The organism is Ammoniphilus oxalaticus (assembly GCF_003609605.1).
GTDB classification, from domain to species: domain Bacteria; phylum Bacillota; class Bacilli; order Aneurinibacillales; family RAOX-1; genus Ammoniphilus; species Ammoniphilus oxalaticus.
Map to the genome: position 1 here is coordinate 132,447 of NZ_MCHY01000009.1, position 21,594 is coordinate 154,040.

31 protein-coding genes and 1 tRNA gene are annotated in these 21,594 nt (G+C 43.1%); 4 read left to right on the forward strand and 28 right to left on the reverse strand.

Going from position 1 to position 21,594, the window contains the following annotated elements; translation table 11 throughout:
- Positions 1–33: 33 nt before the first annotated feature.
- The 23 genes from secY to selB form a co-directional block, all read right to left on the reverse strand.
- A complete protein-coding gene (secY, locus tag BEP19_RS12010) occupies positions 34–1,323 on the reverse strand; it encodes a preprotein translocase subunit SecY (RefSeq protein ID WP_120190161.1) in 1,290 nt (429 codons plus the stop codon).
- Positions 1,323–1,763, reverse strand: a complete 441-nt coding sequence (gene rplO / locus BEP19_RS12015) for a 50S ribosomal protein L15 (RefSeq protein ID WP_120190162.1) — start codon at positions 1,761–1,763, stop codon at positions 1,323–1,325. The genes secY and rplO overlap by 1 nt, the downstream gene beginning before the upstream one ends.
- Positions 1,764–1,799: 36 nt before the next feature.
- Positions 1,800–1,982, reverse strand: coding sequence for a 50S ribosomal protein L30 (gene rpmD, locus BEP19_RS12020; protein WP_120190163.1), 183 nt, complete (start codon positions 1,980–1,982; stop codon positions 1,800–1,802).
- A 12-nt stretch (positions 1,983–1,994) separates the two neighbouring features.
- Positions 1,995–2,498, reverse strand: coding sequence for a 30S ribosomal protein S5 (rpsE, locus tag BEP19_RS12025; protein WP_120190164.1), 504 nt, complete (start codon positions 2,496–2,498; stop codon positions 1,995–1,997).
- Positions 2,499–2,523: 25 nt separating this feature from the next.
- Complete coding sequence (gene rplR, locus BEP19_RS12030) at positions 2,524–2,892, reverse strand: 50S ribosomal protein L18 (protein WP_120190165.1); 369 nt, start codon at positions 2,890–2,892, stop codon at positions 2,524–2,526.
- A gap of 49 nt (positions 2,893–2,941) precedes the next feature.
- A complete protein-coding gene (rplF, locus tag BEP19_RS12035) occupies positions 2,942–3,481 on the reverse strand; it encodes a 50S ribosomal protein L6 (RefSeq protein ID WP_120190166.1) in 540 nt (179 codons plus the stop codon).
- 31 nt (positions 3,482–3,512) lie between these two features.
- Positions 3,513–3,911 carry a 30S ribosomal protein S8 gene (gene rpsH, locus BEP19_RS12040; protein WP_120190167.1) on the reverse strand — a complete coding sequence of 133 codons (399 nt, stop codon included), beginning with the start codon at positions 3,909–3,911 and terminating at the stop codon, positions 3,513–3,515.
- Positions 3,912–3,941: 30 nt separating this feature from the next.
- The gene (locus tag BEP19_RS12045; protein WP_120190168.1) at positions 3,942–4,127 is read right to left on the reverse strand and encodes a type Z 30S ribosomal protein S14; all 186 of its coding nucleotides are present in this window, start codon (positions 4,125–4,127) and stop codon (positions 3,942–3,944) included.
- 31 nt (positions 4,128–4,158) lie between these two features.
- On the reverse strand, positions 4,159–4,701 hold the full coding sequence (gene rplE, locus BEP19_RS12050) for a 50S ribosomal protein L5 (RefSeq protein ID WP_120190169.1): 543 nt from the start codon (positions 4,699–4,701) through the stop codon (positions 4,159–4,161).
- 23 nt (positions 4,702–4,724) lie between these two features.
- Positions 4,725–5,051: a 50S ribosomal protein L24 gene (gene rplX, locus BEP19_RS12055; RefSeq protein WP_120190170.1), complete on the reverse strand. Its 327-nt coding sequence runs from the start codon at positions 5,049–5,051 to the stop codon at positions 4,725–4,727.
- 45 nt (positions 5,052–5,096) lie between these two features.
- The gene (gene rplN / locus BEP19_RS12060) at positions 5,097–5,465 is read right to left on the reverse strand and encodes a 50S ribosomal protein L14 (RefSeq protein WP_120190171.1); all 369 of its coding nucleotides are present in this window, start codon (positions 5,463–5,465) and stop codon (positions 5,097–5,099) included.
- A gap of 42 nt (positions 5,466–5,507) precedes the next feature.
- Positions 5,508–5,768, reverse strand: a complete 261-nt coding sequence (rpsQ, locus tag BEP19_RS12065; protein ID WP_120190172.1) for a 30S ribosomal protein S17 — start codon at positions 5,766–5,768, stop codon at positions 5,508–5,510.
- A gap of 17 nt (positions 5,769–5,785) precedes the next feature.
- A complete protein-coding gene (gene rpmC, locus BEP19_RS12070) occupies positions 5,786–5,989 on the reverse strand; it encodes a 50S ribosomal protein L29 (RefSeq protein ID WP_120190173.1) in 204 nt (67 codons plus the stop codon).
- On the reverse strand, positions 5,979–6,413 hold the full coding sequence (rplP, locus tag BEP19_RS12075) for a 50S ribosomal protein L16 (RefSeq protein ID WP_120190174.1): 435 nt from the start codon (positions 6,411–6,413) through the stop codon (positions 5,979–5,981). Before rplP ends, rpmC begins: the two co-directional genes overlap by 11 nt.
- 2 nt (positions 6,414–6,415) lie before the next feature.
- Positions 6,416–7,081 (reverse strand): 30S ribosomal protein S3, encoded by a 666-nt coding sequence (gene rpsC, locus BEP19_RS12080; RefSeq protein WP_120190175.1) that lies wholly within the window; start codon positions 7,079–7,081, stop codon positions 6,416–6,418.
- 12 nt (positions 7,082–7,093) lie between these two features.
- On the reverse strand, positions 7,094–7,426 hold the full coding sequence (rplV, locus tag BEP19_RS12085) for a 50S ribosomal protein L22 (RefSeq protein WP_120190176.1): 333 nt from the start codon (positions 7,424–7,426) through the stop codon (positions 7,094–7,096).
- Between the two features lie 38 nt (positions 7,427–7,464).
- The gene (rpsS, locus tag BEP19_RS12090) at positions 7,465–7,746 is read right to left on the reverse strand and encodes a 30S ribosomal protein S19 (RefSeq protein ID WP_120190177.1); all 282 of its coding nucleotides are present in this window, start codon (positions 7,744–7,746) and stop codon (positions 7,465–7,467) included.
- A gap of 57 nt (positions 7,747–7,803) precedes the next feature.
- The gene (rplB, locus tag BEP19_RS12095; RefSeq protein WP_120190178.1) at positions 7,804–8,637 is read right to left on the reverse strand and encodes a 50S ribosomal protein L2; all 834 of its coding nucleotides are present in this window, start codon (positions 8,635–8,637) and stop codon (positions 7,804–7,806) included.
- Positions 8,638–8,668: 31 nt separating this feature from the next.
- Positions 8,669–8,959, reverse strand: a complete 291-nt coding sequence (gene rplW / locus BEP19_RS12100) for a 50S ribosomal protein L23 (RefSeq protein ID WP_120190179.1) — start codon at positions 8,957–8,959, stop codon at positions 8,669–8,671.
- Positions 8,959–9,582, reverse strand: a complete 624-nt coding sequence (gene rplD, locus BEP19_RS12105) for a 50S ribosomal protein L4 (RefSeq protein ID WP_120190180.1) — start codon at positions 9,580–9,582, stop codon at positions 8,959–8,961. Before rplD ends, rplW begins: the two co-directional genes overlap by 1 nt.
- A gap of 20 nt (positions 9,583–9,602) precedes the next feature.
- A complete protein-coding gene (rplC, locus tag BEP19_RS12110; RefSeq protein ID WP_120190181.1) occupies positions 9,603–10,232 on the reverse strand; it encodes a 50S ribosomal protein L3 in 630 nt (209 codons plus the stop codon).
- 54 nt (positions 10,233–10,286) lie between these two features.
- Positions 10,287–10,595, reverse strand: coding sequence for a 30S ribosomal protein S10 (rpsJ, locus tag BEP19_RS12115; protein ID WP_120190182.1), 309 nt, complete (start codon positions 10,593–10,595; stop codon positions 10,287–10,289).
- 379 nt (positions 10,596–10,974) lie between these two features.
- Complete coding sequence (selB, locus tag BEP19_RS12120; protein ID WP_120190183.1) at positions 10,975–12,888, reverse strand: selenocysteine-specific translation elongation factor; 1,914 nt, start codon at positions 12,886–12,888, stop codon at positions 10,975–10,977.
- 302 nt (positions 12,889–13,190) lie between these two features.
- Here selB and BEP19_RS17730 point away from each other — a divergent pair.
- Positions 13,191–13,287: transfer RNA gene (locus tag BEP19_RS17730), tRNA-Sec, on the forward strand.
- Between the two features lie 96 nt (positions 13,288–13,383).
- Here BEP19_RS17730 and BEP19_RS12125 read toward each other — a convergent pair.
- Complete coding sequence (locus tag BEP19_RS12125) at positions 13,384–14,577, reverse strand: MspI family type II restriction endonuclease (RefSeq protein WP_170145363.1); 1,194 nt, start codon at positions 14,575–14,577, stop codon at positions 13,384–13,386.
- Between the two features lie 213 nt (positions 14,578–14,790).
- Here BEP19_RS12125 and BEP19_RS12130 point away from each other — a divergent pair, with 213 nt between their 5' ends.
- Positions 14,791–15,444 carry a hypothetical protein gene (locus tag BEP19_RS12130; RefSeq protein ID WP_120190185.1) on the forward strand — a complete coding sequence of 218 codons (654 nt, stop codon included), beginning with the start codon at positions 14,791–14,793 and terminating at the stop codon, positions 15,442–15,444.
- Between the two features lie 61 nt (positions 15,445–15,505).
- On the opposite strand, the gene fabD is transcribed toward BEP19_RS12130, so the two are convergent.
- On the reverse strand, positions 15,506–16,453 hold the full coding sequence (fabD, locus tag BEP19_RS12135) for an ACP S-malonyltransferase (protein ID WP_120190186.1): 948 nt from the start codon (positions 16,451–16,453) through the stop codon (positions 15,506–15,508).
- A 324-nt stretch (positions 16,454–16,777) separates the two neighbouring features.
- Here fabD and sstT point away from each other — a divergent pair, with 324 nt between their 5' ends.
- Entirely contained in the window at positions 16,778–18,025 is a 1,248-nt protein-coding gene (gene sstT, locus BEP19_RS12140) for a serine/threonine transporter SstT (RefSeq protein ID WP_120190187.1), read from the forward strand.
- A gap of 267 nt (positions 18,026–18,292) precedes the next feature.
- Here sstT and BEP19_RS12145 read toward each other — a convergent pair whose 3' ends face one another.
- The 3 genes from BEP19_RS12145 to BEP19_RS12155 all read right to left on the reverse strand — a co-directional run bounded on the left by BEP19_RS12145 (position 18,293) and on the right by BEP19_RS12155 (position 20,447).
- Positions 18,293–18,913 (reverse strand): hypothetical protein, encoded by a 621-nt coding sequence (locus tag BEP19_RS12145; protein ID WP_147393795.1) that lies wholly within the window; start codon positions 18,911–18,913, stop codon positions 18,293–18,295.
- A gap of 191 nt (positions 18,914–19,104) precedes the next feature.
- A complete protein-coding gene (locus tag BEP19_RS12150; protein ID WP_120190189.1) occupies positions 19,105–19,440 on the reverse strand; it encodes a hypothetical protein in 336 nt (111 codons plus the stop codon).
- A 113-nt stretch (positions 19,441–19,553) separates the two neighbouring features.
- On the reverse strand, positions 19,554–20,447 hold the full coding sequence (locus tag BEP19_RS12155) for a gamma-glutamylcyclotransferase family protein (protein ID WP_120190190.1): 894 nt from the start codon (positions 20,445–20,447) through the stop codon (positions 19,554–19,556).
- A 148-nt stretch (positions 20,448–20,595) separates the two neighbouring features.
- On the opposite strand from BEP19_RS12155, the gene BEP19_RS12160 reads away from it, so the two are divergent.
- Positions 20,596–21,585, forward strand: coding sequence for a diaminopimelate dehydrogenase (locus tag BEP19_RS12160; RefSeq protein ID WP_120190191.1), 990 nt, complete (start codon positions 20,596–20,598; stop codon positions 21,583–21,585).
- The last annotated feature ends 9 nt before the right edge of the window (positions 21,586–21,594 follow it).

Genomic DNA, 21,594 nt, shown 5'->3' on the forward strand with positions numbered 1-21,594 from the left:
TTCTCCCATCCTTCCATATTACAACCGTAGTTTCTACTTAATAAAACCTTCGTAATGTCGTTTTATAAGTTGACTTTCAATTTGTTTCATCGTATCCAATACTACACCAATTACAATCAACAGAGAAGTTCCACCGATTTGAACTTGCTGCGGCAGATTGCTTAACGTTGTGAATATAACTGGCATGATCGCGACAGCAGCTAAGAATAGAGCGCCCGCAAAGGTGATTCGATTCAGAGTACGAGTAATAAATTGTACGGTTGCCTTACCTGGACGGATACCTGGGATATAACCACCATTATTCCTCATATTGTCCGCTAATTGCATAGGGTTTATCTGTACAAATGTATAGAAGAAGGTAAACCCAATAATCAACAATACATAGAAGACCATACCAATAGGAGCTTGATAGTTAAAGTTCTCACTAATCCACTGCGCAACCGTGTTATTAGGCATAAAGCCAGCGATTGTTGGCGGGAAGACGACTAGTGAAATTGCAAAGATCACGGGCATAACCCCAGCAGCGTTCACCTTAAGCGGGATGTGCGTTGACTGACCGCCAGACATCCTGCGTCCAACGACTCGCTTCGCGTATTGAACGGGAATTTTTCGAATCCCTTGTTGTACGAATATAACTCCGACTACAATCGCTACAATAACAAGCAAAATTAGCAGAAACTTCACAATGTGCAAGAACAACGCGTCTCCAGCATCAACGAACTCAGCAGCGTAAATCGCCCGTAATCCATCGGGGATCGCAGCGATAATACCAGCCGAGATGATAATAGAGATTCCATTCCCCACGCCATATTCCGTAATTTGCTCACCTAACCACATCAGGAAAGCTGTTCCAGCCGTTAACGTGAGCGCAATAAAAAGATAAGTGGTAACGCTTGGTTTAATCACAAGCCCAGGGACAAGATTGTTAAATCCAATCGAAAGTCCAAGCGCTTGAATAAATCCTAACCCGACCGTGCCGTATCTCGTTATTTGAGCAATCTTGCGGCGTCCTGCTTCTCCTTCTTTAGACCACTCTGTGAACTTTGGAACAACATCCATCGATAGTAACTGCATAATAATAGATGCCGTAATATAAGGCATGATTCCCATTGCAAAGATCGAGAATCTCAATAATGCCCCCCCGGAGAAAGTATTAAAGATACCAAACATGTTGTTATCCCCAAGGTTTTCAAGAACAGAGATATTTATATTCGGGACGGGAACATGCGCTCCAATCCTAAAGACGACAAGCATCAAGAGGGTGAAAATCACCTTCCGACGCAGGTCGCCTACTTTAAATATATTGGAGATGGTGCTAAACATTAGATCACCTCTGTTTTACCGCCGGCAGCTTCAACCTTTTCTACGGCAGATTTGGAGAACTTATTAGCCTTCACAGTTAACGCTACAGCTAATTCTCCGTCGCCTAGAATTTTAACTCCATCTCTCAAGCTGCTAATTACTCCTGTTTCAAGTAACAATTCTGGAGTTACCTCCGTGTTAGCTTCAAAACGGTTTAATTTATCTACATTTACTTCAGCGTATTCAACACGCGTTGGATTCGTAAAGCCACGCTTTGGCAGACGGCGAATCAGTGGGTTTTGACCCCCTTCAAAGCCAGGACGAACGCCTCCGCCAGACCTTGCTTTTTGTCCCTTGTGCCCGCGTCCAGAAGTTTTACCCCATCCGGAACTTTGTCCGCGACCTACGCGTTTACGTTCTTTTCGAGATCCTGCAGCTGGTTTTAGTTCGTGTAGTTTCATCGTCGCACCTCCTCTTACTAGCGTTAAAATCAATCGTTAAGCTTGTTCAGTAACCTCAACTAAATGCTTAACTTTTTCAACCATTCCGCGAATTGCCGCATTGTCTTGTTGCTCAACAGTCTGGTTCAGCTTACGCAAGCCAAGCGCTTCTACTGTCGCTTTTTGATCCTTTGGACGGCCGATAACACTTCTCTTGAGGGTGATTTGCAATTTTGCCATGTCTAATCCCTCCTATTTCAACAATTCAGCTACAGTTTTACCGCGTAACTTCGCAACTTGCTCTGCAGTTCTTAAACGGCCTAAACCTTCAATCGTAGCATTTACCACGTTAATTGGATTGTTTGTTCCCAAAGACTTCGATAATACATCACCGACACCCGCTAATTCGAGAACCGCTCGAACCGGTCCTCCAGCGATAACCCCAGTACCTGGCGCAGCTGGCTTGATCAATACATGCCCAGCCCCGAAACGTCCAGTAACTTGATGCGGTAGTGTCGTTCCTCTAATAGGAACTTTAATTAAATTTTTCTTTGCGTCATCAATGGCTTTGCGAATTGCATCTGGCACCTCAGAAGCCTTACCTAATCCAGCGCCAACTAATCCATTACGATCGCCAACTACTACAAGCGCGCCAAAGCTAAAACGACGTCCACCCTTAACCACTTTAGATACACGGTTAATGGCAACAACACGTTCTTCTAGCTCTATGCCGCTAGCGTCTATACGCGTACGCATAAATTTACCTCCTCTTGAATAGAGATTAGAATTTCAAACCTGCTTCACGAGCTGCGTCAGCAAGCGCTTTGACACGTCCGTGATAAAGATATCCTCCACGGTCAAAAACAACTTCAGTAAGCCCCTTTTCAACTGCTCTCTTTGCGACCAATTCTCCGACCTTAGCCGCCGCTTCGGCATTACCGCCATTCTTAATCGAATCTTTCAATTCAGGATCAAGCGTTGAAGCAGAAACAAGAGTTGATTTGTTGGAGTCATCAATCAATTGGGCGTAAATGTGTTTCGAGGAACGGAACACGTTCAAGCGAGGACGTACAGTTGTACCCGAAAGCTTGTTACGCACACGAAAATGTCTCTTTTTTCTAACTTTATTTTTATCCGATTTCGTAATCATCAGGTTCGCTCCTTTCTTCGGCTAACAAGCCTTATTCCATCTATCGCAACTATCTCTTACCAGTCTTACCTTCCTTACGACGGACGTATTCGCCTTCATAGCGAATCCCTTTGCCCTTATATGGCTCCGGCACACGAACAGCGCGGATCTCAGCGGCAACTTGCCCTACACGTTCTTTGTTGATCCCTTTAACTACGATTTTCGTAGCAGCTGGCACTTCAAACTCGATTCCTTCTTCAGGAACAATTTCAACTGGATGGGACTTACCAACACTCAATGTAAGTTTGTTACCAGACTTCGCAGCGCGGTACCCAACCCCAACCATTTCTAAATTTTTAACAAATCCGTTCGATACACCTTCAACCATATTCGCAAGCACGCTGCGCGTTGTACCATGTAACGAGCGATGTTCCTTGTTATCAGTTGGACGAGTTACATTTAATTCATTGCCTTCAACCGTAATCGCTAAGTCTTTATTGAACTGACGAGCGAGCTGACCTTTAGGTCCTTTTACGGTTATATAGTTGTTATCGTTCGTATACTCAACCCCATCTGGGATGATGATTGGTTTCTTTCCAATACGAGACATCTGCTACACCTCCGTTCTTCTTACGCCTCTATTACCAAACGTATGCTAATACTTCTCCGCCAGCCTGAGCAGAGCGAGCTTGTTTATCAGTCAGAATTCCATTTGAAGTGGATAAGATCGCCACTCCTAAACCGCCTAACACACGCGGGACTTCATCTTTCTTCGCATATACACGTAGACCAGGTTTGCTAATTCGCTTTAAACCACTAATTACATGTTCATTTAAAGGACCGTATTTTAAGAAAACACGAATAAGTCCTTGTTTGCTATCCTCTATAAACTCAACATCACGCACAAATCCTTCTTCTTTTAAAATCCTTGCAATCTCTTTTTTCACATTGGATGCAGGAATCTCAACTTTCTCGTGACGCGCCATATTGGCATTTCGGATACGAGTTAGCATATCTGCAATCGGATCTGTCATCGTCATAGTATAGAACCTCCTTCCCTCACTCGGGTATTACCAGCTTGCTTTTCTAACTCCAGGAATCTGACCTTTATAGGCTAATTCACGGAAGCAAATACGGCAAAGTTTGAACTTACGTAAAACAGAATGCGGTCGACCGCATCGTTCGCAACGCGTATAAGCGCGAACACTATATTTCGGCGTTCTTCGTTGCTTTGCAATCATTGATTTTTTCGCCACTACTTTCCCTCCTTACTGATGTAATTGGGACCTATTTTCTAAAAGGCATGCCAAGTTGCGTCAATAATTCACGAGCTTCTTCATCCGTGTTTGCAGTTGTTACAAAAACAACATCCATTCCACGAACCTTATCAATTTGATCATAGTCAATCTCTGGGAAGATAAGTTGCTCTCTAACCCCTAACGTGTAATTTCCACGTCCATCAAATGCTTTATCTGAAATACCACGGAAGTCACGAACACGCGGTAAAGATACATTAAATAATTTGTCCATGAAGTGATACATGCGCTCTCCGCGAAGTGTAACCTTTGCGCCTAGCGGCATTCCTTCACGCAGACGGAATCCAGCGATTGACTTTTTCGCGCGAGTTATAATCGGCTTTTGTCCGGAGATCGCAGTTAAGTCCGCAACCGCTCCGTCCAACGCTTTTGCATTCGCTACAGCTTCACCGACACCCATATTAATAACGATTTTATCTACTTTAGGCGCCTGCATCACCGACTTGTAGCTAAATTTGTTAACTAAGCTCGGCACGATTTCATCTTTATATTTTGCATGTAATCTATTTGCCATTGGTTGGCCCTCCTTTCACCTGACTACTTATCAATAACTTCGCCAGATTTTTTAGCATATCGAACTTTATTACCGTTTTCTAAGATCTTATGGCCAATACGTGTTGGTTCACCAGATTTAGGATCAACGATCATTACGTTTGAAGCGTGAATTGGAGCCTCTTGCGTGATGATCCCGCCTTGAGGATTAACTGGAGTCGGCTTAGAGTGTTTCTTCACCATGTTAATTCCTTCAACAAGAACGCGGTTTTCTTTTGGGAAGGCCGCTAGAATTCGTCCTTTTTTCCCTTTATCTTTCCCAGTGATAACCACCACTGAATCACCTGTTTTTACATGTAACTTTTGAGCCATGAGAGCACCTCCTTGTCCACAAGCTTGTATAAGCTTAAATCAATATTATAGAACTTCAGGGGCAAGAGATATGATCTTCATGAAATCCTTATCACGAAGCTCACGAGCAACCGGCCCGAAAATACGCGTGCCGCGTGGAGACTTATCATCTCTTACGATCACTGCGGCGTTCTGATCAAACTTAATATAAGAACCATCCGTTCGACGAGCTCCTGTTTTCGTTCTTACGATAACCGCTCTTACGATATCACCTTTTTTGACAACGCCACCTGGCGTAGCGGATTTTACAGAACAGACAATGATATCTCCAATATTAGCGAACTTACGACCGCTTCCACCTAATACTTTAATACACATTAATTCTCTCGCGCCTGAGTTATCTGCAACCCCAATACGGCTTTGAGTTTGAATCATTCGTATTCCCTCCTTTCGGACTTCAATTAATCCGAACGCTATCTAAATAATAACCGCTTCTTCTAAAACCTCTACTAGTCGGAAGTATTTGTCCTTGGAAAGAGGACGTGTCTCCATGATTAAAACCTTATCGCCAATTTTCGCTTGGTTATTTTCATCATGGGCTTTGTACTTCTTAGAATATCTAACGCGCTTCCCATATAGTGGGTGGTTTTTGTAAGTCTCAACCAAAACGACAATTGTCTTTTCCATCTTATCGCTGACGACTTTACCCACATAGGATTTTCTGTTATTGCGATCCACTTTGCAGTCCTCCTCTCTTAATCAACTAATATTCCCAATTCACGCTCACGAAGCACAGTCTTTGCTTTTGCAATGGACTTGCGAACACGCTGAATTGTCGATGGATTATCCAGTTGTCCTGTTGCCAATTGGAAGCGGAGGTTGAAAAGCTCTTCTTTTAAAGAAGCGATCTTTTGCTCAATTTCTGCAGTGGTTAGATTGCGATATTCTTTAGCTTTCATTTGCTTCACCACCCACTTCTTCACGTTTTACAAACTTTGTTTTAATCGGTAGCTTATGCGCTGCAAGACGCATCGCTTCACGAGCAGTTTCTTCTGGCACACCCGCCAGTTCAAACAAAACTTTCCCAGGCTTTACAATTGCAACCCACTTCTCAACCGAACCTTTACCGCTTCCCATACGAACTTCTAATGGTTTTTGCGTTACAGGCTTATCAGGGAAAATTTTAATCCACACTTTACCGCCACGACGAATGTAGCGTGTCATCGCAATACGAGCAGCTTCAATTTGACGGTTTGTAATACGAGATGTTTCTAACGCTTGTAGACCGTATTCGCCAAAAGATACTTCCGTACCGCCTTTTGCAATCCCTTTGAAACTTCCTTTATGTTGTTTACGATGCTTTACACGTCTAGGGATCAACATGATTATCTGCCTCCTTCCTCAGCGTCTCTGTTCGCTTTTGTAGGAAGCACTTCACCGCGATAGATCCAAACTTTCACACCGATAATTCCATATGTCGTGTGAGCTTCGGCAGTTCCATAATCAATGTCCGCGCGAAGTGTGTGTAATGGAACTGTTCCTTCACTGTAGCCTTCCGAACGTGCGATATCAGCCCCGCCAAGACGTCCGCTAACTAGCGTTTTAATACCTAATGCGCCAGCTCTCATTGTTCTTTGCAATGTTTGCCTTTGGGCGCGACGGAAAGAAATACGATTTTCTAATTGTCTTGCAATGTTTTGGGCAACAAGCGTTGCGTTTAAATCCGCGTTCTTCACTTCAGTAATATTGATGTGAACGCGCTTGCCTGTCATTTCCGCAAGCTTTCTGCGAAGCGCTTCAACTTCTGAACCGCCTTTACCAATCACCATACCCGGCTTTGCTGTATGGATATTAACATTTAATCGGTTAGCTGCGCGCTCAATTTCGATCGATGCCACTGCAGCATCTTTTAATCGATCTTCTAAGTAGTCACGAACTCTAATGTCCTCATGTAACAGATCTGCGTATTCTTTATCGTTCGCGAACCATCTGGATTCCCAGTCACGAATAATTCCAACGCGCAAACCCGTCGGGTTTACTTTTTGACCCATACTTATCCCTCCTTATTTCTCAGTTACAACCACTGTTATATGACTCGTACGCTTGTTGATTCGACTTGCGCGTCCCATCGCCCGAGGTCGGAAACGCTTCAGTGTTGGTCCTTCATCTACAAACACTTGACTAACAACCAGACCATTAGGATCTAACTCATAGTTGTGCTCTGCATTTGCGATAGCGGATTTCAATACTTTTTCGATAACAGGCGAAGCTGCCTTATGAGTGTGGGCTAAAATCGCAATTGCCTCACCCACTTGCTTTCCTCTAATTAAGTCTACAACAAGGCGAACCTTACGAGGAGCGATGCGCACTTGTCTTGCAATAGCTTTCGCTTCCATAGCTAAACCTCCTCTCTTACATTACGAACTAAGCGACATTAGCGCTTTCTTGTTTTCTTCTCATCAAAATCATGTCCACGATATGTGCGTGTCGGGGCAAATTCACCCAATTTATGTCCCACCATATCTTCCGTTACGTATACAGGAACGTGTTTACGCCCGTCGTATACCGCAAAAGTGTGTCCTACAAAATCAGGGAAAATCGTTGAGCGACGAGACCAAGTCTTAATTACCCTCTTACTTTTGTTCTCATTTTGCTCAACTACCTTCGCCATCAGATGGTCGTCTACAAAAGGTCCTTTTTTAACGCTGCGTCCCATTGATAAACCTCCCTTCGCGACATATGTACGGTCCTCGCGAACCGTACCCATATCACATTATTTTTTCTTACGGCTTCGAACAATATATTTAGATGATTCCTTCTTCTTGTTACGTGTTTTAACACCAAGCGTAGGCTTACCCCAAGGTGACATCGGAGATTTCCGTCCGATTGGAGCGCGTCCTTCACCACCACCATGCGGGTGATCAACTGGGTTCATAGAAGAACCGCGCTCTGCAGGTCTCTTGCCTAACCAGCGTGAACGACCCGCTTTACCAACAGTAATCAATTCATGATCGCCGTTTCCAACGGAGCCAATCGTCGCTCTACACTCTTGACGAATTTGACGAATTTCACCAGACGTCAAACGAATCAATGCATAGTCTCCATCACGTCCAAGTAATTGAGCAGAAGCTCCTGCTGAACGAACCATTTGTCCGCCTTTTCCAGCTTTCATTTCAATGTTATGAATCGTAGTACCAACTGGTATGTTCGCTAAAGGAAGCGCGTTACCCACTTTGATATCAGCATTGACGCCTGATTCAATCACATCCCCAACTTTTAGACCTGCTGGAGCAATAATATAACGCTTTTCTCCATCTGCATAATGGATTAAAGCAATGTTTGCGGTACGATTTGGATCGTATTCAATCGTGGCAACTCGGCCTGGAATGCCATCTTTTGTCCGCTTAAAATCGATAATACGGTATTGACGCTTGTGTCCACCGCCATGATGGCGAACTGTCATCTTACCCTGGTTGTTTCGACCCGCCTTTTTAGTCAATGGCGCTAGAAGAGACTTTTCCGGTTGATCGGTTGTAATCTCCGTAAACGCGGATACGCTCATTTGACGACGGCCTGGTGAGGTCGGTTTATACTTTTTTACCGCCATTTATATTCCCTCCTTCTTTAAAACGTAAGGACTATACGCCTTCAAAAAACTCTAACGGTTTGCTGTCGGATGTCAGCTTCACGATCGCTTTCTTCCAATCCTTCCGCTTACCCATATAACGCCCCATACGCTTCGGCTTACCTTTCACGTTCAGCGTATTCACAGAAGCAACCTTCACATCAAAAATAGATTCTACTGCTTGCTTTATCTCTGCTTTGTTTGTCTTTGGCGCTACTTCAAAAACGTATTTATTTTCTTCCATCATCTCTGTGCTTCGTTCAGTAATAATTGGGCGCAGGATAACATCACGAAGGTCTTTCATTATCCAAGCACCTCCTCTACTTTAGCTACCGCGTCTTTCGTGATAACTAGTTTATCATGCTTGATTAGGTCTAACACGTTAATTCCCTCGGCTGTAACAAACTTCACACCTGGAATGTTTCGCGCGGACTTCACTACATTTTCTTCATAACTATCTGTTACGACAAGTGTTTTTTGATTTAGGTTCAATCCTTTTAGGACTTGAACCATTTCTTTAGTTTTTGGCTCGTCGAACTGCAAACCCTCAAGAACAAGCAATTCATTACTTTGTACTTTTGAAGATAAGGCAGACTTTAACGCTAAACGACGAACTTTCTTTGGAAGCTTGTACGCGTAACTGCGTGGAGTAGGTCCAAAAACAACACCTCCGCCAACCCATTGAGGGGATCGAATACTTCCGTGACGAGCGCGTCCTGTTCCTTTTTGTCTCCAAGGCTTACGACCGCCTCCGCGAACTTCAGATCGCACTTTCGTATCATGTGTACCTTGACGCAATGACGCTTGTTGCATCACAATCGCGTCATGAAGCACGTTTTGGTTAGGCTCAATACCGAAGATAGCTTCCGCCAACTCGATTTCGCCCACTTGCGCTCCGCTTTGATTATATAGAGCTACTTTTGGCATAGCAAATCCTCCTTTCCGAATTACTTACCGCTTTTAATTGTAGATTTTACGATCACATAACTGTTGTTAGGTCCTGGAATGGATCCTTTGACTAACAACAGGTTACGATCCGCGTCTACTTTTACAACTTCTAAATTTTGCACCGTTACTCGATTGGTCCCCATACGTCCTGGAAGTTTTCTGCCTTTAAATACGCGAGCAGCAGTAATCCCTGCTCCTAAACCTCCTGAACCGCGATGATAGCGAGAACCGTGGGACATTGGTCCGCGAGCGAAACCATGTCGTTTAATTGAACCTGCGAATCCTTTACCTTTTGAAGTAGCGGTTACATCAACCTTATCCCCTTCGGCAAAGATATCAACCTTGATCTCTTGTCCAACTTCCGCTTCTTCGACGCCTCTAATTTCACGCACGTAGCGTTTCGGAGTTGTATCGGCCTTTTTCGCATGACCTTCTTCAGGTTTATTCGCGCGGTTTTCTTTTTTATCTTCAAATCCTAACTGTACAGATACGTAGCCATCAACTTCGCTTGTTTTCTTCTGAAGAACTACGTTCGGACGTGCTTCAACAACTGTAACTGGAACCGCCTCGCCTTCTGGTGTGAAGATTTGCGTCATTCCAAGTTTTCTACCTAAGATTCCTTTAGACACGTTTGCCACCTCCTAGTTCAAAAATTAAATCTAAATATTTATATAAACGTCATGCTAAAGTTTAATTTCAATATCTACGCCAGATGGTAGATCCAATCTCATTAACGAGTCCACAGTTTGTGGAGTTGGGTTAACAATATCGATTAAACGTTTGTGTGTGCGCATCTCGAACTGCTCACGAGAATCTTTGTACTTATGAACCGCCCGTAGGATCGTGTAGATCTGCTTTTCAGTAGGTAGTGGAATCGGTCCAGACACCTCTGCCCCGGAACGTTTTGCTGTATCAACAATCTTCACTGCAGATTGATCAAGCACTCTGTGATCATAAGCCTTTAAACGAATACGAATCTTTTGCTTTGCCATGTAAGTCCCTCCTTTTCGCCCATTTTATAAACAGACAATTCTCCGCGGAAATTTAACCTGATTTCAAAACTCGGCTTCTCTGACCAGATTCGACTGATTTAACAGCATCCACCTAGACAATGCAGCCGGGTGTGTCAGCAACCTCCCGCTTCATCGCGTCTATCGACCAACATTCAACATTATATTAAAATAGCTAACGGAATGCAAGCTTTAATTTTAGAGCTTTGCAAAATTCATTTTGCTGATTTTAATCGCATATGTTGAAGACCGATCTCGTTTTGTCGAATCAAAACTTTTATAATGTTATCGAATCTCAACTATTTTTGCAACCCCAAAAATAAAAAAGCCTCCAGTTGGAAGGCTTTTACACATTCGTCTACTATTCGACTACTTTTTCAGCCCGTTTGATCCATACCCGTTCATTGTCCACTCTTTTGGTCAATCCACGCTGGTCAAGCGATTCTAGAAAGGGGATTAGATATTTACGGGAAACAGATATAATTTCTCTTACTTGCGCCGGAGTAAAAGGGTTATCGGCAGGTAGACCCTCTTTTAAACGCGTAACAGCTGATTCGTAAACAGACGCGTCAACGAGAAAATCAGAACCCATCGCCACATAACCTTTCTGCTCTATAAGGTAAGCTTTTAACTCAGGTATATCTTGTTGCTTCAATCCCGCGCTTTTTGCTAAATCATCCCATGAAGAAACCGTTAACTCCTCCTTCTTCAATGTATTCTCTAATTTTTCAATCGTCGGTTGAATGGATGTTGGAATTTTCGGCTGATGTTTTTTGAGACTGATCGCCTCATCCGATTCGTCAACTACTGCCTCCTCCCTAAGGTTAACAACAAATTCCCTCCACAATCGATCAGCCAAGTCTGGAAAGTACCGACTACGTAGTTCTGATTTTTTCATGCCGGTCCGCATCGGATGCTGATGATGATATTTCATTAAAGTCGTCTTTATTCGATCCACCCACTCTTGAACGGAGTCTGCTAGGACAACATAGGACCCAAACTGCTTCACGCGTTGTTCCTGCTCATATCGCTCAACCAACTGTTGCAAATAGGCCTGTCCTAAGGCAAGTTGGAAATCTATCTCTTCTATAGTAGAGAAGCCATCCTCAGCCAATACGTACTGCAACATCTCCCATTCATCGCCATGGTTGAGTAACTCAAGCAACGCGACCGACTTTTCCCCAAACTTTCGTCTTTGCCCGTAGGGTGACAACACTTTTCCGCCGCCAAGCGTAGCCGTTGGTGAGAGACGACGAAGAATAAATGGATCTCCCGCCTTTGCGATAATTTCTCCTTCTAGCTGCAACTGGCAAAGCGCTTCTTCCCCTGGTTCCAGTTCATTTCGATCATAAAAAATAATCTTGCCCATGATTTCAGTTGTCGCGATATGTAGCCGAACCCTCATGCGCTGCTTTACTTTAAAGTCAAGATGCGGCAGCATGTGGAAGTGAATATCGATCCGATCGGTCTTTCGAAAATATTCAGGAGCGGTTAACGCGTAACCCCGTTCCATATCCTTAAAGTCGATTCCACTCAAATTTAAAGCTGTCCGCTGACCAGCATAAGCTTTTTCAACGGAGTGGTGGTGGACATTCAGTTGACGAATTTTTACTTTTTCGCCAATCGGAAACACCTCTACTGTGTCGCCTTCTGTAATTTCTCCTTCATATATTGTACCCGTTACGACAGCGCCGGCTCCTTTTTTAGTGAATACCCGATCAATTGGCATCCGAAACGGCTCTGACGTTTCCCGTTCAGGAATGGAGTGGAGTTCTGTTTCAATCGTTTCTAATAATTGTTCAATCCCAGTTCCTGTTTGCGAACTGACAGGGACAATCGGAGCGTCTTCCAAAAAGCTGTCTTCCACCCATTCCCGCGCTTCATCCTTTACCATCTCGATCCATTCTTCATCGACCAAATCCGTCTTCGTTAGAGCGATGATCCCTTTTTCAATCCCGAGGAAGCGGATAATATCAAAATGCTCTCGCGTCTGAGGCATGATCCCTTCGTCAGCGGCAATGACCAAAATAACCAGATCGATCCCCGCCGCCCCCGCGATCATTTGCCTAATGAATCGTTCGTGACCTGGCACATCAACAACTCCGACCTGTTTACCAGATGGCAGCTGTAACGGAGCGAAGCCAAGTTCAATCGAAACACCGCGTTCCCTTTCTTCTTTTAATCGATCCGTATCTATATTAGTTAATTTTTTTGTCAAAGACGTCTTTCCATGATCAATGTGCCCAGCGATCCCGATCGTATAATGCGTATCCATAAGTCAGAAGTCCCTTCTTTCTATATAGTGTCTAAAGAGAAGATTGTATTCGTGTAAAGTTTACTTAAACGTAAAAAAGTTTCCACTTGGCGAAATGCGACTAATTTAACCTTTATTATAACGAAAAAAATTATCCAATGCTCACATCTTCCCCTCGTGGAGTAATAAATCTCGCTTGGGATTGTTATTGAGAAGAGGTCTATTTCTCGAAGCGGGTTTTAATAAAATTTAGTTTGGAAGTAAATTACATTGATTTTTTATTCTTAATTTGTTACTTTAATAACGTAGCTTAATTGTTATATGGGAGTTGATGAGGTCCTGGTGGTCTCCCCGGTCTTCAAAACCGAGTGAGGGGCACGTGTTGTCCCTGGTGGGTTCGATTCCCACCTTCTCCCGCCAACATACATAATTTAAGGGTTTAGCCTACAGGCTAAACCCTTTTTTTGTTTTTTATGCCATTAATTTGAGCCTGGTGGTCACAGCTATTTTACGTATCTACAAAATCTTCCCCCTCAATTGAATGTTTGTCCCACGCGTGCCCGTATATGTGAATCGGAACGGACTGCCCAATTGTCCCTCCACCTCTGTCAATATTCTAGCTATGTAATCGTCGAGGTGGGAGATTTCTAATTCCTTCGTTTCATTTTTATATATCGTAAAATATTCAGCCATTTGAGTAGCAGGATCACCTTCTCCGCCAATTCCAGCGTACGCCCATTTAGCTAGCCGTTCATAGTAATTAGGCAACTGTTCAGTAATATATTGCTGATAGATGGGAGCAATCATCGTCGGAGCCCCGACCCGTTCTAGTTCAAGTAACGCCGATTTTAACTCATCTTCCGCGATACCTAATACATCAATATATGTATCTGCTGAATATTGGTGAATCGCCACCCAATCACTGCTCGTTCTTTTGGAACTGATCGTAAACGTTTCGGCTGGCGCGCTGTCAAAAATCAGACGGACAAGGATATCAGTTTTCGGTTTACCGCCCCTTCTTTGACCCGCCTTTGGGGGAAGATCAGGAATTTCATCGGTTGCTTCAATGAAGGACAACTTTTCTTTCGCTTTAGCGCCATAGATCGAGATGATCTTTTTAAACCACGGGTAATTGAATCCAAGATCCTTATCCCCCTCTCCGTTCCAAATTTCAAGGTTAGCGGGATGCTCCAAGATATCAACTAGCAGCTTTTCAAACGCTTTTCCCTGTCTATCTTTGCGCGCTCCCACACCAAAGCGTTCAAATGCTTTTTCCTCAACTAAAAAATAAAGGTCCGCAAAGCTAATCACTCCGTCTAAAGCCGAGATAATCGCCTTATTTTCGATATCTTGGTGATAGCGAATACAACTTTTCACCTGGTCTTCTCTCGCTGCATCAGGATAGATTACATATGCCTTTTTAATGTTGGGATCGATCTGTTTAATATGAAACGCATTCCACTGATACCCATTCATTCTCTCGCGCGGATACGTTGTTGTCGATTGAATCACCCACTGCTCCCCATCTTCAAATGTAATTAAAAAAGGGAAATAAAACTGAGGGTTCTTATCGGTGTAGCCAAATCGTTGTTGCTTTGGAAAGAAAGAATAGTGAATGATGTAGCCCCGTTGCTTGAGCTTATCAAGTAGAGACTGAATTAATTGTTGGTGTTTCGACCCACGGAAGTTTCTTGAAAACTGATCGGTCATGTTCTTCTTCCCCTTTATACTATTTAAAAGATCTAAAATCATCGGTTCAAACCCAATACCCAGGCGCATATCAATCAAAACGGCTTGGAAGGTGGGTACTTAGCGCCACGAGTAGTCGCGCGATATCTATCCAACGGGTTATTGCGGATGATTATTATTTGCGATAATATATTTTAAAAATTACGAATATCAGCAAAAGATAAGGAGATCACGATGCAAACAAAATTACTACGCGTCTTATTAATCGGACTATGTCTATTGTTAGCAGCATGTGGAAAAACACCAGTAAACAGCTCAAACGAAAATCAGGAACATGAAGAGGCGGAAACCGATATAGATACGGTTACCAATGACGAAGTAGAAACGCTTACCTCGGAATCAAATCGAGAGAAAGAAGAAGATCCTGATCAAATGATTCCTAAAGAGAATTTATTAGGCTCGCCCAAAAAAATAAATCATCCGCAAAAGGACATCGAAATAACCTATACGGATGCCTTTTTCACCATGCAATTAAAGCCTACTGGGCGTAATTCGAAAGATGCGATGAACATCCTTGCCACAGACAAAGAAATTTACTTCCACGTCATCGCTAAGATTTACAATGACACAACAGATGCATTCCATTTTAGTAGACTTGAAGGCGATGGAAAAGTCATATTGATTTATGATAATAAACATGAATTTGAATTTATTGCGGCGGCGGAAAGCAGCGATGGATCCACATTTGGGTCCTCAAGAGCCGAACCTTTGACAGAAACAATCGCTCATTTCTACGCCAAAGTACCTATTGCTGTCTATCAATCAAAGGGCCCCCTGGAATTAAAGATCAATGTCGGTGATGAAGAATATAACATTGAACTACGCTAACCTGTATTCCAAAAACAACTCAACCGCCCCCACTATAATATGAGGGGCGGTTGAACCACTTTTAAACACTCGATCGGGTCAACTCGTCGATTGCTTGTTGTAAAGATTCTGCATCAAATATATTCATCGTTTTACGCGTTCGATCGATTTTCCTCATCAGACCAGTCAACACTGTCCCGGAACCAAACTCAATAAACGTCTCTACACCTTGTCCAATCATAAATTGGATGCTTCTTTCCCACTGCACGGAAGAATACACTTGAGAAATAAGCGCTTTTTCTAGTTCTTTGGCATTGCTTTTGGGCTCGCCATCAATGTTCGTAACAACTGGAACTAAGGCATCGGAGAAAGTGATCGGGTCCAGCACAGTTTGTAGTCTTTCAGATGCGGGAACCATAAGTTGAGAATGGAACGGCCCACTAACCGCCAGTGGAAGAACCCGCTTCACACCATTTTCCTTTAAAAGAATAGAAACCCGCTCTACACCTTCCTTCACCCCAGAAATAACAATTTGACCAGGGCAATTAATATTGGCAATTTGCGCCGAAAGTCCCTCTTTTTGAACCTTCTCACATGTCTCTCGAATGAGTTCGGTATCAGCTCCTAAGACTGCTGCCATCGAACCTTGTCCAACTGGAACAGCGTCGTTCATCAATTCGCCTCTCTGCCGCACCGCATATACTGCATCTTCAAACGATAAAACCCCTGCGGCAACGAGCGCTGAATACTCTCCTAAACTATGCCCAGCAACAAAATCAGGTTTCGGTAATTTACCTTTTCCAGCTTCTAACAAAGCGATGCTCGTCGTTACCAAGGCTGGTTGTGTATGGTAAGTTACCTTTAATTCTTCTTCTGGGCCAAAGAAACACAGCTTTTGCAGGTCATAACCTAGAGCCTCATTCGCCTTTTCAAATATAGCTTTAGCTTTTGGGTTTTGTTCGGCAATGTCTTTGCCCATTCCAACCGCTTGGGAGCCTTGTCCCGGAAATAGAAAAGCAATTTTACTCATTTTTATTCACACCTTAATCTGTAATTGACTTTAAACTTTCTAATTCGTCATAAGAATGCGTATCTCCTTCTTCCTTCCGCAACCCACGACAATTCCTCATTGAACAGCGTCGAGTTCCACTCTTGAAATTAGTTGATGGAAAAACAAAATACTAACGCATTCATTGATTAGTTGGTATAATAAATACTATGAGCGCAGCTTGATTGGTCGGCTAATCGTACGGGATGAATCCTCTTTTTTGAGCTTCACACCCTATCCCCGATCCCCTGACTGACACAAAGCAATATGCTGGAAGTAAACTATCAAAATCGGAGGGTTTTCGTAGTGGGAAATTTCGTGGATAAATGGAACCAGATTAGTCTGGCCAAACGCATCCTGATCGGAATGATTATCGGTATTATTTTGGCTGCAACTGTTCCGGAGGCCGCTAACTGGGTCTCTATTTTTGGGGGGTTATTTGTCGGCGCCCTAAAAGCCGTTGCCCCTGTATTGGTCTTATTCATCGTCATACATGCCATCTCAAAACATCGCAGCGGTCATCGAACGAATATCAAATCCATCCTTATTCTTTATGGACTAAGCACAATCATAGCTGGGTTTATAGCTGTTATCGCTAGTTTTCTCTTTCCAGTCACTTTGTCATTAGCAACGGGCGCAGGCGATGTAACCCCTCCTAGCGGGATTATAGAAGTACTGCAAACATTACTTTTCAACGTTGTCGACAACCCGATCCACGCTATTTTAAACGCAAACTATATTGGCATCTTAGCTTGGGCCATCTTACTTGGGATCGCGTTAAGAAATGCAAATGAAACGACTAAAACTTTACTCGCAAATTTATCTGACGCCATCTCCCAACTTGTAAAGTGGGTTATTAATTTGGCTCCAATTGGAATCATGGGGCTCGTTTTTGAATCCATTGTAACGAGTGGCTTTTCCACCTTGCTAGACTACTTTAAGTTGTTACTCGTTCTCATTGGGTGCATGTTGTTTATCGCTTTGATTGCGAACCCAATCATTGTCTTTCTATTTCTTCGTAAAAATCCATATCCGCTCGTATTCACATGTTTAAAAGAAAGCGGGATTACAGCCTTTTTCACTCGTAGCTCCGCTGCGAACATTCCTGTTAATATGAGCCTATGCGAAAAGTTAGGTTTAGATGAAGATACGTACTCTGTTTCAATCCCATTGGGCGCGACAGTCAACATGGCTGGAGCGGCCGTTACGATATCCGTTCTTACGTTAGCTGCTGTGCACACACTCGGTATCCAAGTTGATCTTGGCACAGCGCTTATTCTAAGTATTTTATCGGCGGTATCTGCGGCCGGCGCCTCAGGTGTTGCAGGCGGTTCGCTCTTGCTTATCCCCCTAGCCTGCAGTCTATTTGGAATATCGAACGATGTTGCGATGCAAGTCGTTGGAGTAGGATTTATTATCGGGGTATTGCAAGACTCTTGTGAAACGGCGCTCAATTCATCCTCCGACGCGCTGTTCACAGCAACCGCTGAATATGCTAAACGACGTAAAGAAAGCGTAAAGACGATTGCGCTGAAGAAAACGATGATTAAATAAACCGCTTGATCCATAATGGGCGAGGATATCAAAAAATAAAAGGGCCTAAGAACGTCATCGGATCTTAGGCCCTTTTATTTTCCACAAACTAAGTCTATTTTAACAATAAAAACCTTAAAGTTATATCTGGAAATTCCTACATTTATAATGCCTTAATATTCTAAATTAAGCTAATTGATCTTGAAAAAATAGGTTCATATTAATACCATTTTGGGTGGTTCCCGCTTGAATACGTCTAATCGATGCTAACTTTCCGATAATCCTTTATCAGTCAGCATCTAACTTTTCCCTGGAATCATCAAGACTAGGCAATAATTTAAGGATCCTTATGCCCAAGTCGGCAATATTGTATAATTTAGCGTCACTCAGTTCCTCATGATAACTTTGCGCCAAACGATTGCGAATAGACCAAAATTGGCGAAAAATTGGATTTACTTCTGTAGGTATGAAACCACTTGTCGTAAGCTCATTTAAAATTGTGATCAATGATGTTTTACTGACATTCAGGATTCCAGCCTTTTTTGCTAATCTCCTTAACTTTGATTCAATTTCCATTGAAATAATCATTAAAATCCCCCGTGGATCAGACGAGGCTCTCGCAATGCGCTTCATGATTTCTTCTGAGATTTCCGCATGATTTGCCGTATGCGCCTCAACTTCTAACGTTTTTTTGGCAAGTTTAGATACCTGTTCACTAAGTTCGATTTCAAATTCGCCCTTTTTAAATCTCTTGAGTCTCGAAAAAACCTCTTTTAGTTCTGGAAAAAGTAAAATAAGAACTGCCGCGATGAGCAATTTCAACGAAACCTCATCAAAATTAACTTCCGGCCAAATGATCCGAACAGTTATCGCCATCAAGCATAGTCCGACAGCAAAATAATTCATCACGTCTACCTTTCCTTTATTCTGTATAAATCAGTTACTGATCTATACTTATTCAACGAGAACAAGAGAGTTCATCGTTCCAACAGAAAAAAGCCCTGAATCGCTGTATAAACGATTGGGCCTATCTACTGCAAAAGTCAGACGCGCGCGTCACTAGAAGTCATGAGCCCATGAATTCCAGCGCAACTAGATGATTATGCTTGCTGTAATTGTTTCATCTTCGCATCGATCTCTTCTTCCGATTCAAAGGAGAGGATGCGCCACTGAACAGGACCAGTTACCTGAAGTGTGTCATCACTCTGTTCCCCGATCCCCCACTGAGCAGCATCATTCAATACCCAAAAAACATAAGGAGGATGGGATGCATTTGTATCTCCAATCCCAACTTGATCTTCCGCGATATTCCAGCTTCCAGGCGGGTATTTAAAAAGCATCGTTGGTTTCTTCCCAAAGTCGTCACGCAGAAGAATCCATGTATCGTTCGTTTCAGCAAAAGTTCTTAGCTTAGTGATATGTTGTTTACTTGCCATGTCCTTCCTCCTACTATTCGTGTCAATATTTTCAAACTTACTGCATTCATTGTACCTTAACTTGTACCGTTCGTAAAATAGTTATACAAGAGGAATCAAACGACCCTTCATGTTTATTGATCATCTTTTTCATCATAAAGTGATTCAATGTCCATGTTAAAAACAGAACGATGATATTCTTTCAGAGTTTGAAAATAACGATCACTAATAAAACCTTTTCCTCCGCGCACGATTTCACGCACATATTCAATGGGAGGCTCAATATCCCTTTTTTTATCAACAACCAAAAAGGTAAGGACCCCCGTCGTTTTTTCCCCATTTATTCGGGCTGTTATAAATGCGGGACGATAAGCTTCAGCCTTAACCCCCTCACGATGATACAGGTAGCGTAAAGCCTCTAACTTTATACGATAGACTTTCCCCTCAACCCAACCAGAGCCCTCTACCATGTCGGCGCGACCTTTTCCATCACGGGAAAGACGAGTGTAGCGAAATGAGTATCCGCGGGCTATACCGCGTCCAACTACATCTTGAAACAAATGTTCTTTGCCAGCCGCTCGAATTCGTTCATCATCCATACATGAGCCGTATGCAAAATACAGCCACTCTGATTTCGTCGCTAACTGTCGATGGCATTTCCAGTCCCCATGTTGAATAATTGGATAAGAGTCTTTGTTTGAATTGGGATAAACATATACCCACGCTTCTAAGGAACTTCGGTCGCCATGGATCGTCTGACGAATCCGTTCAAAGTGATTTTGTTTTCCCTGACCATGAAATCCTTCTAATTGATCAAGCGTTTGTAGTTGTTGCTCGTTAATCAAATAAAGTTCTCCATAAATTCGTCCACGACGGTTTGGGATTAACGCGGGAAATGGACCTACATCCAATAACGTTCCCTGTGTCCAACACTGCTCTACTATTCTTTGAGCATGATGCAACAGATGATGATTGGGTTCGCCAGTTCGTAATGTTCCATACACAAATACATAATGCTTCTTACTCATTGTAACCTCCTGACTTTACTCGAGTTCATTGTCCATACAATAAACTATGCAAAATAATCATTGTCGAACCTGGAACCTTCCTTTTCCGCTATAAAGATGGTACATTTAGACTCATTCACTTCGATTACAAACGAGGAGGAGGAGTAAAATGGGAGAACAAATTCGAATTGGCATCATCGGATACGGAAATTTAGGAAGAGGCGTGGAATCAGCAATTAAACAAAATGAGGATATGAGTCTGGTTGCCGTGTTTTCAAGAAGGGACCCAGCTAGTGTGGATGTGGATGATCCACAAGTAAAAGTGGCCTCAGTTGATGATATTGAACAGTATACGGATGCTATCGATGTCATGATTTTATGCGGCGGTTCCGCTACGGACTTGCCTGAGCAAGGTCCAACTTACGCAAAACTTTTTAACACAATCGACAGTTTTGATAACCACGGAAAAATCCCGGAGTACTTTGAATCTGTTGATAAATCTGCAAAACCGAATCAAAAGACGAGTATCATTGCAGTCGGTTGGGACCCAGGGTTGTTTTCGCTCAATCGGTTAATGGGAGAAGCCGTTTTACCGAAAGGAACAACGTATACGTTCTGGGGTAAAGGTTTAAGTCAGGGACATTCTGACGCAGTTCGAAGAGTCGCTGGGGTCAAAGGCGGAGTTCAATATACCCTTCCGTCTGAGGAAGCAATTCAGCGGGTTAGGGATGGCGAGGACCCGGACCTTTCTACCCGAGACCGACATAAAAGAGAATGCTATGTAGTCGCGGAAGCTGGAGCTGATTTGGCTAAAATCGAACAAGACATAAAGACCATGCCTAATTACTTTGCCGATTACGACACAACCGTTCATTTTATCACAGAGGAACAATTGAAAAAGGAACATGCCGCAATGCCTCATGGCGGATTTGTGATTCGAAGCGGAAAGACAGGGAAAAGCAACAATAATCAAATCGTCGAATTCTCGCTTAAATTAGGAAGTAACCCCGAGTTTACCTCCAGTGCGCTTGTCGCCTATGCCCGCGCGGCATATCGCATGAGCCAAGAGGGATTATACGGAGCGAAGACGATTTACGATGTCGCGCCTGGATACGTATCTCCGAAAACGGCGGCTGAATTACGCAAAGAGCTACTCTAAATACAAGCT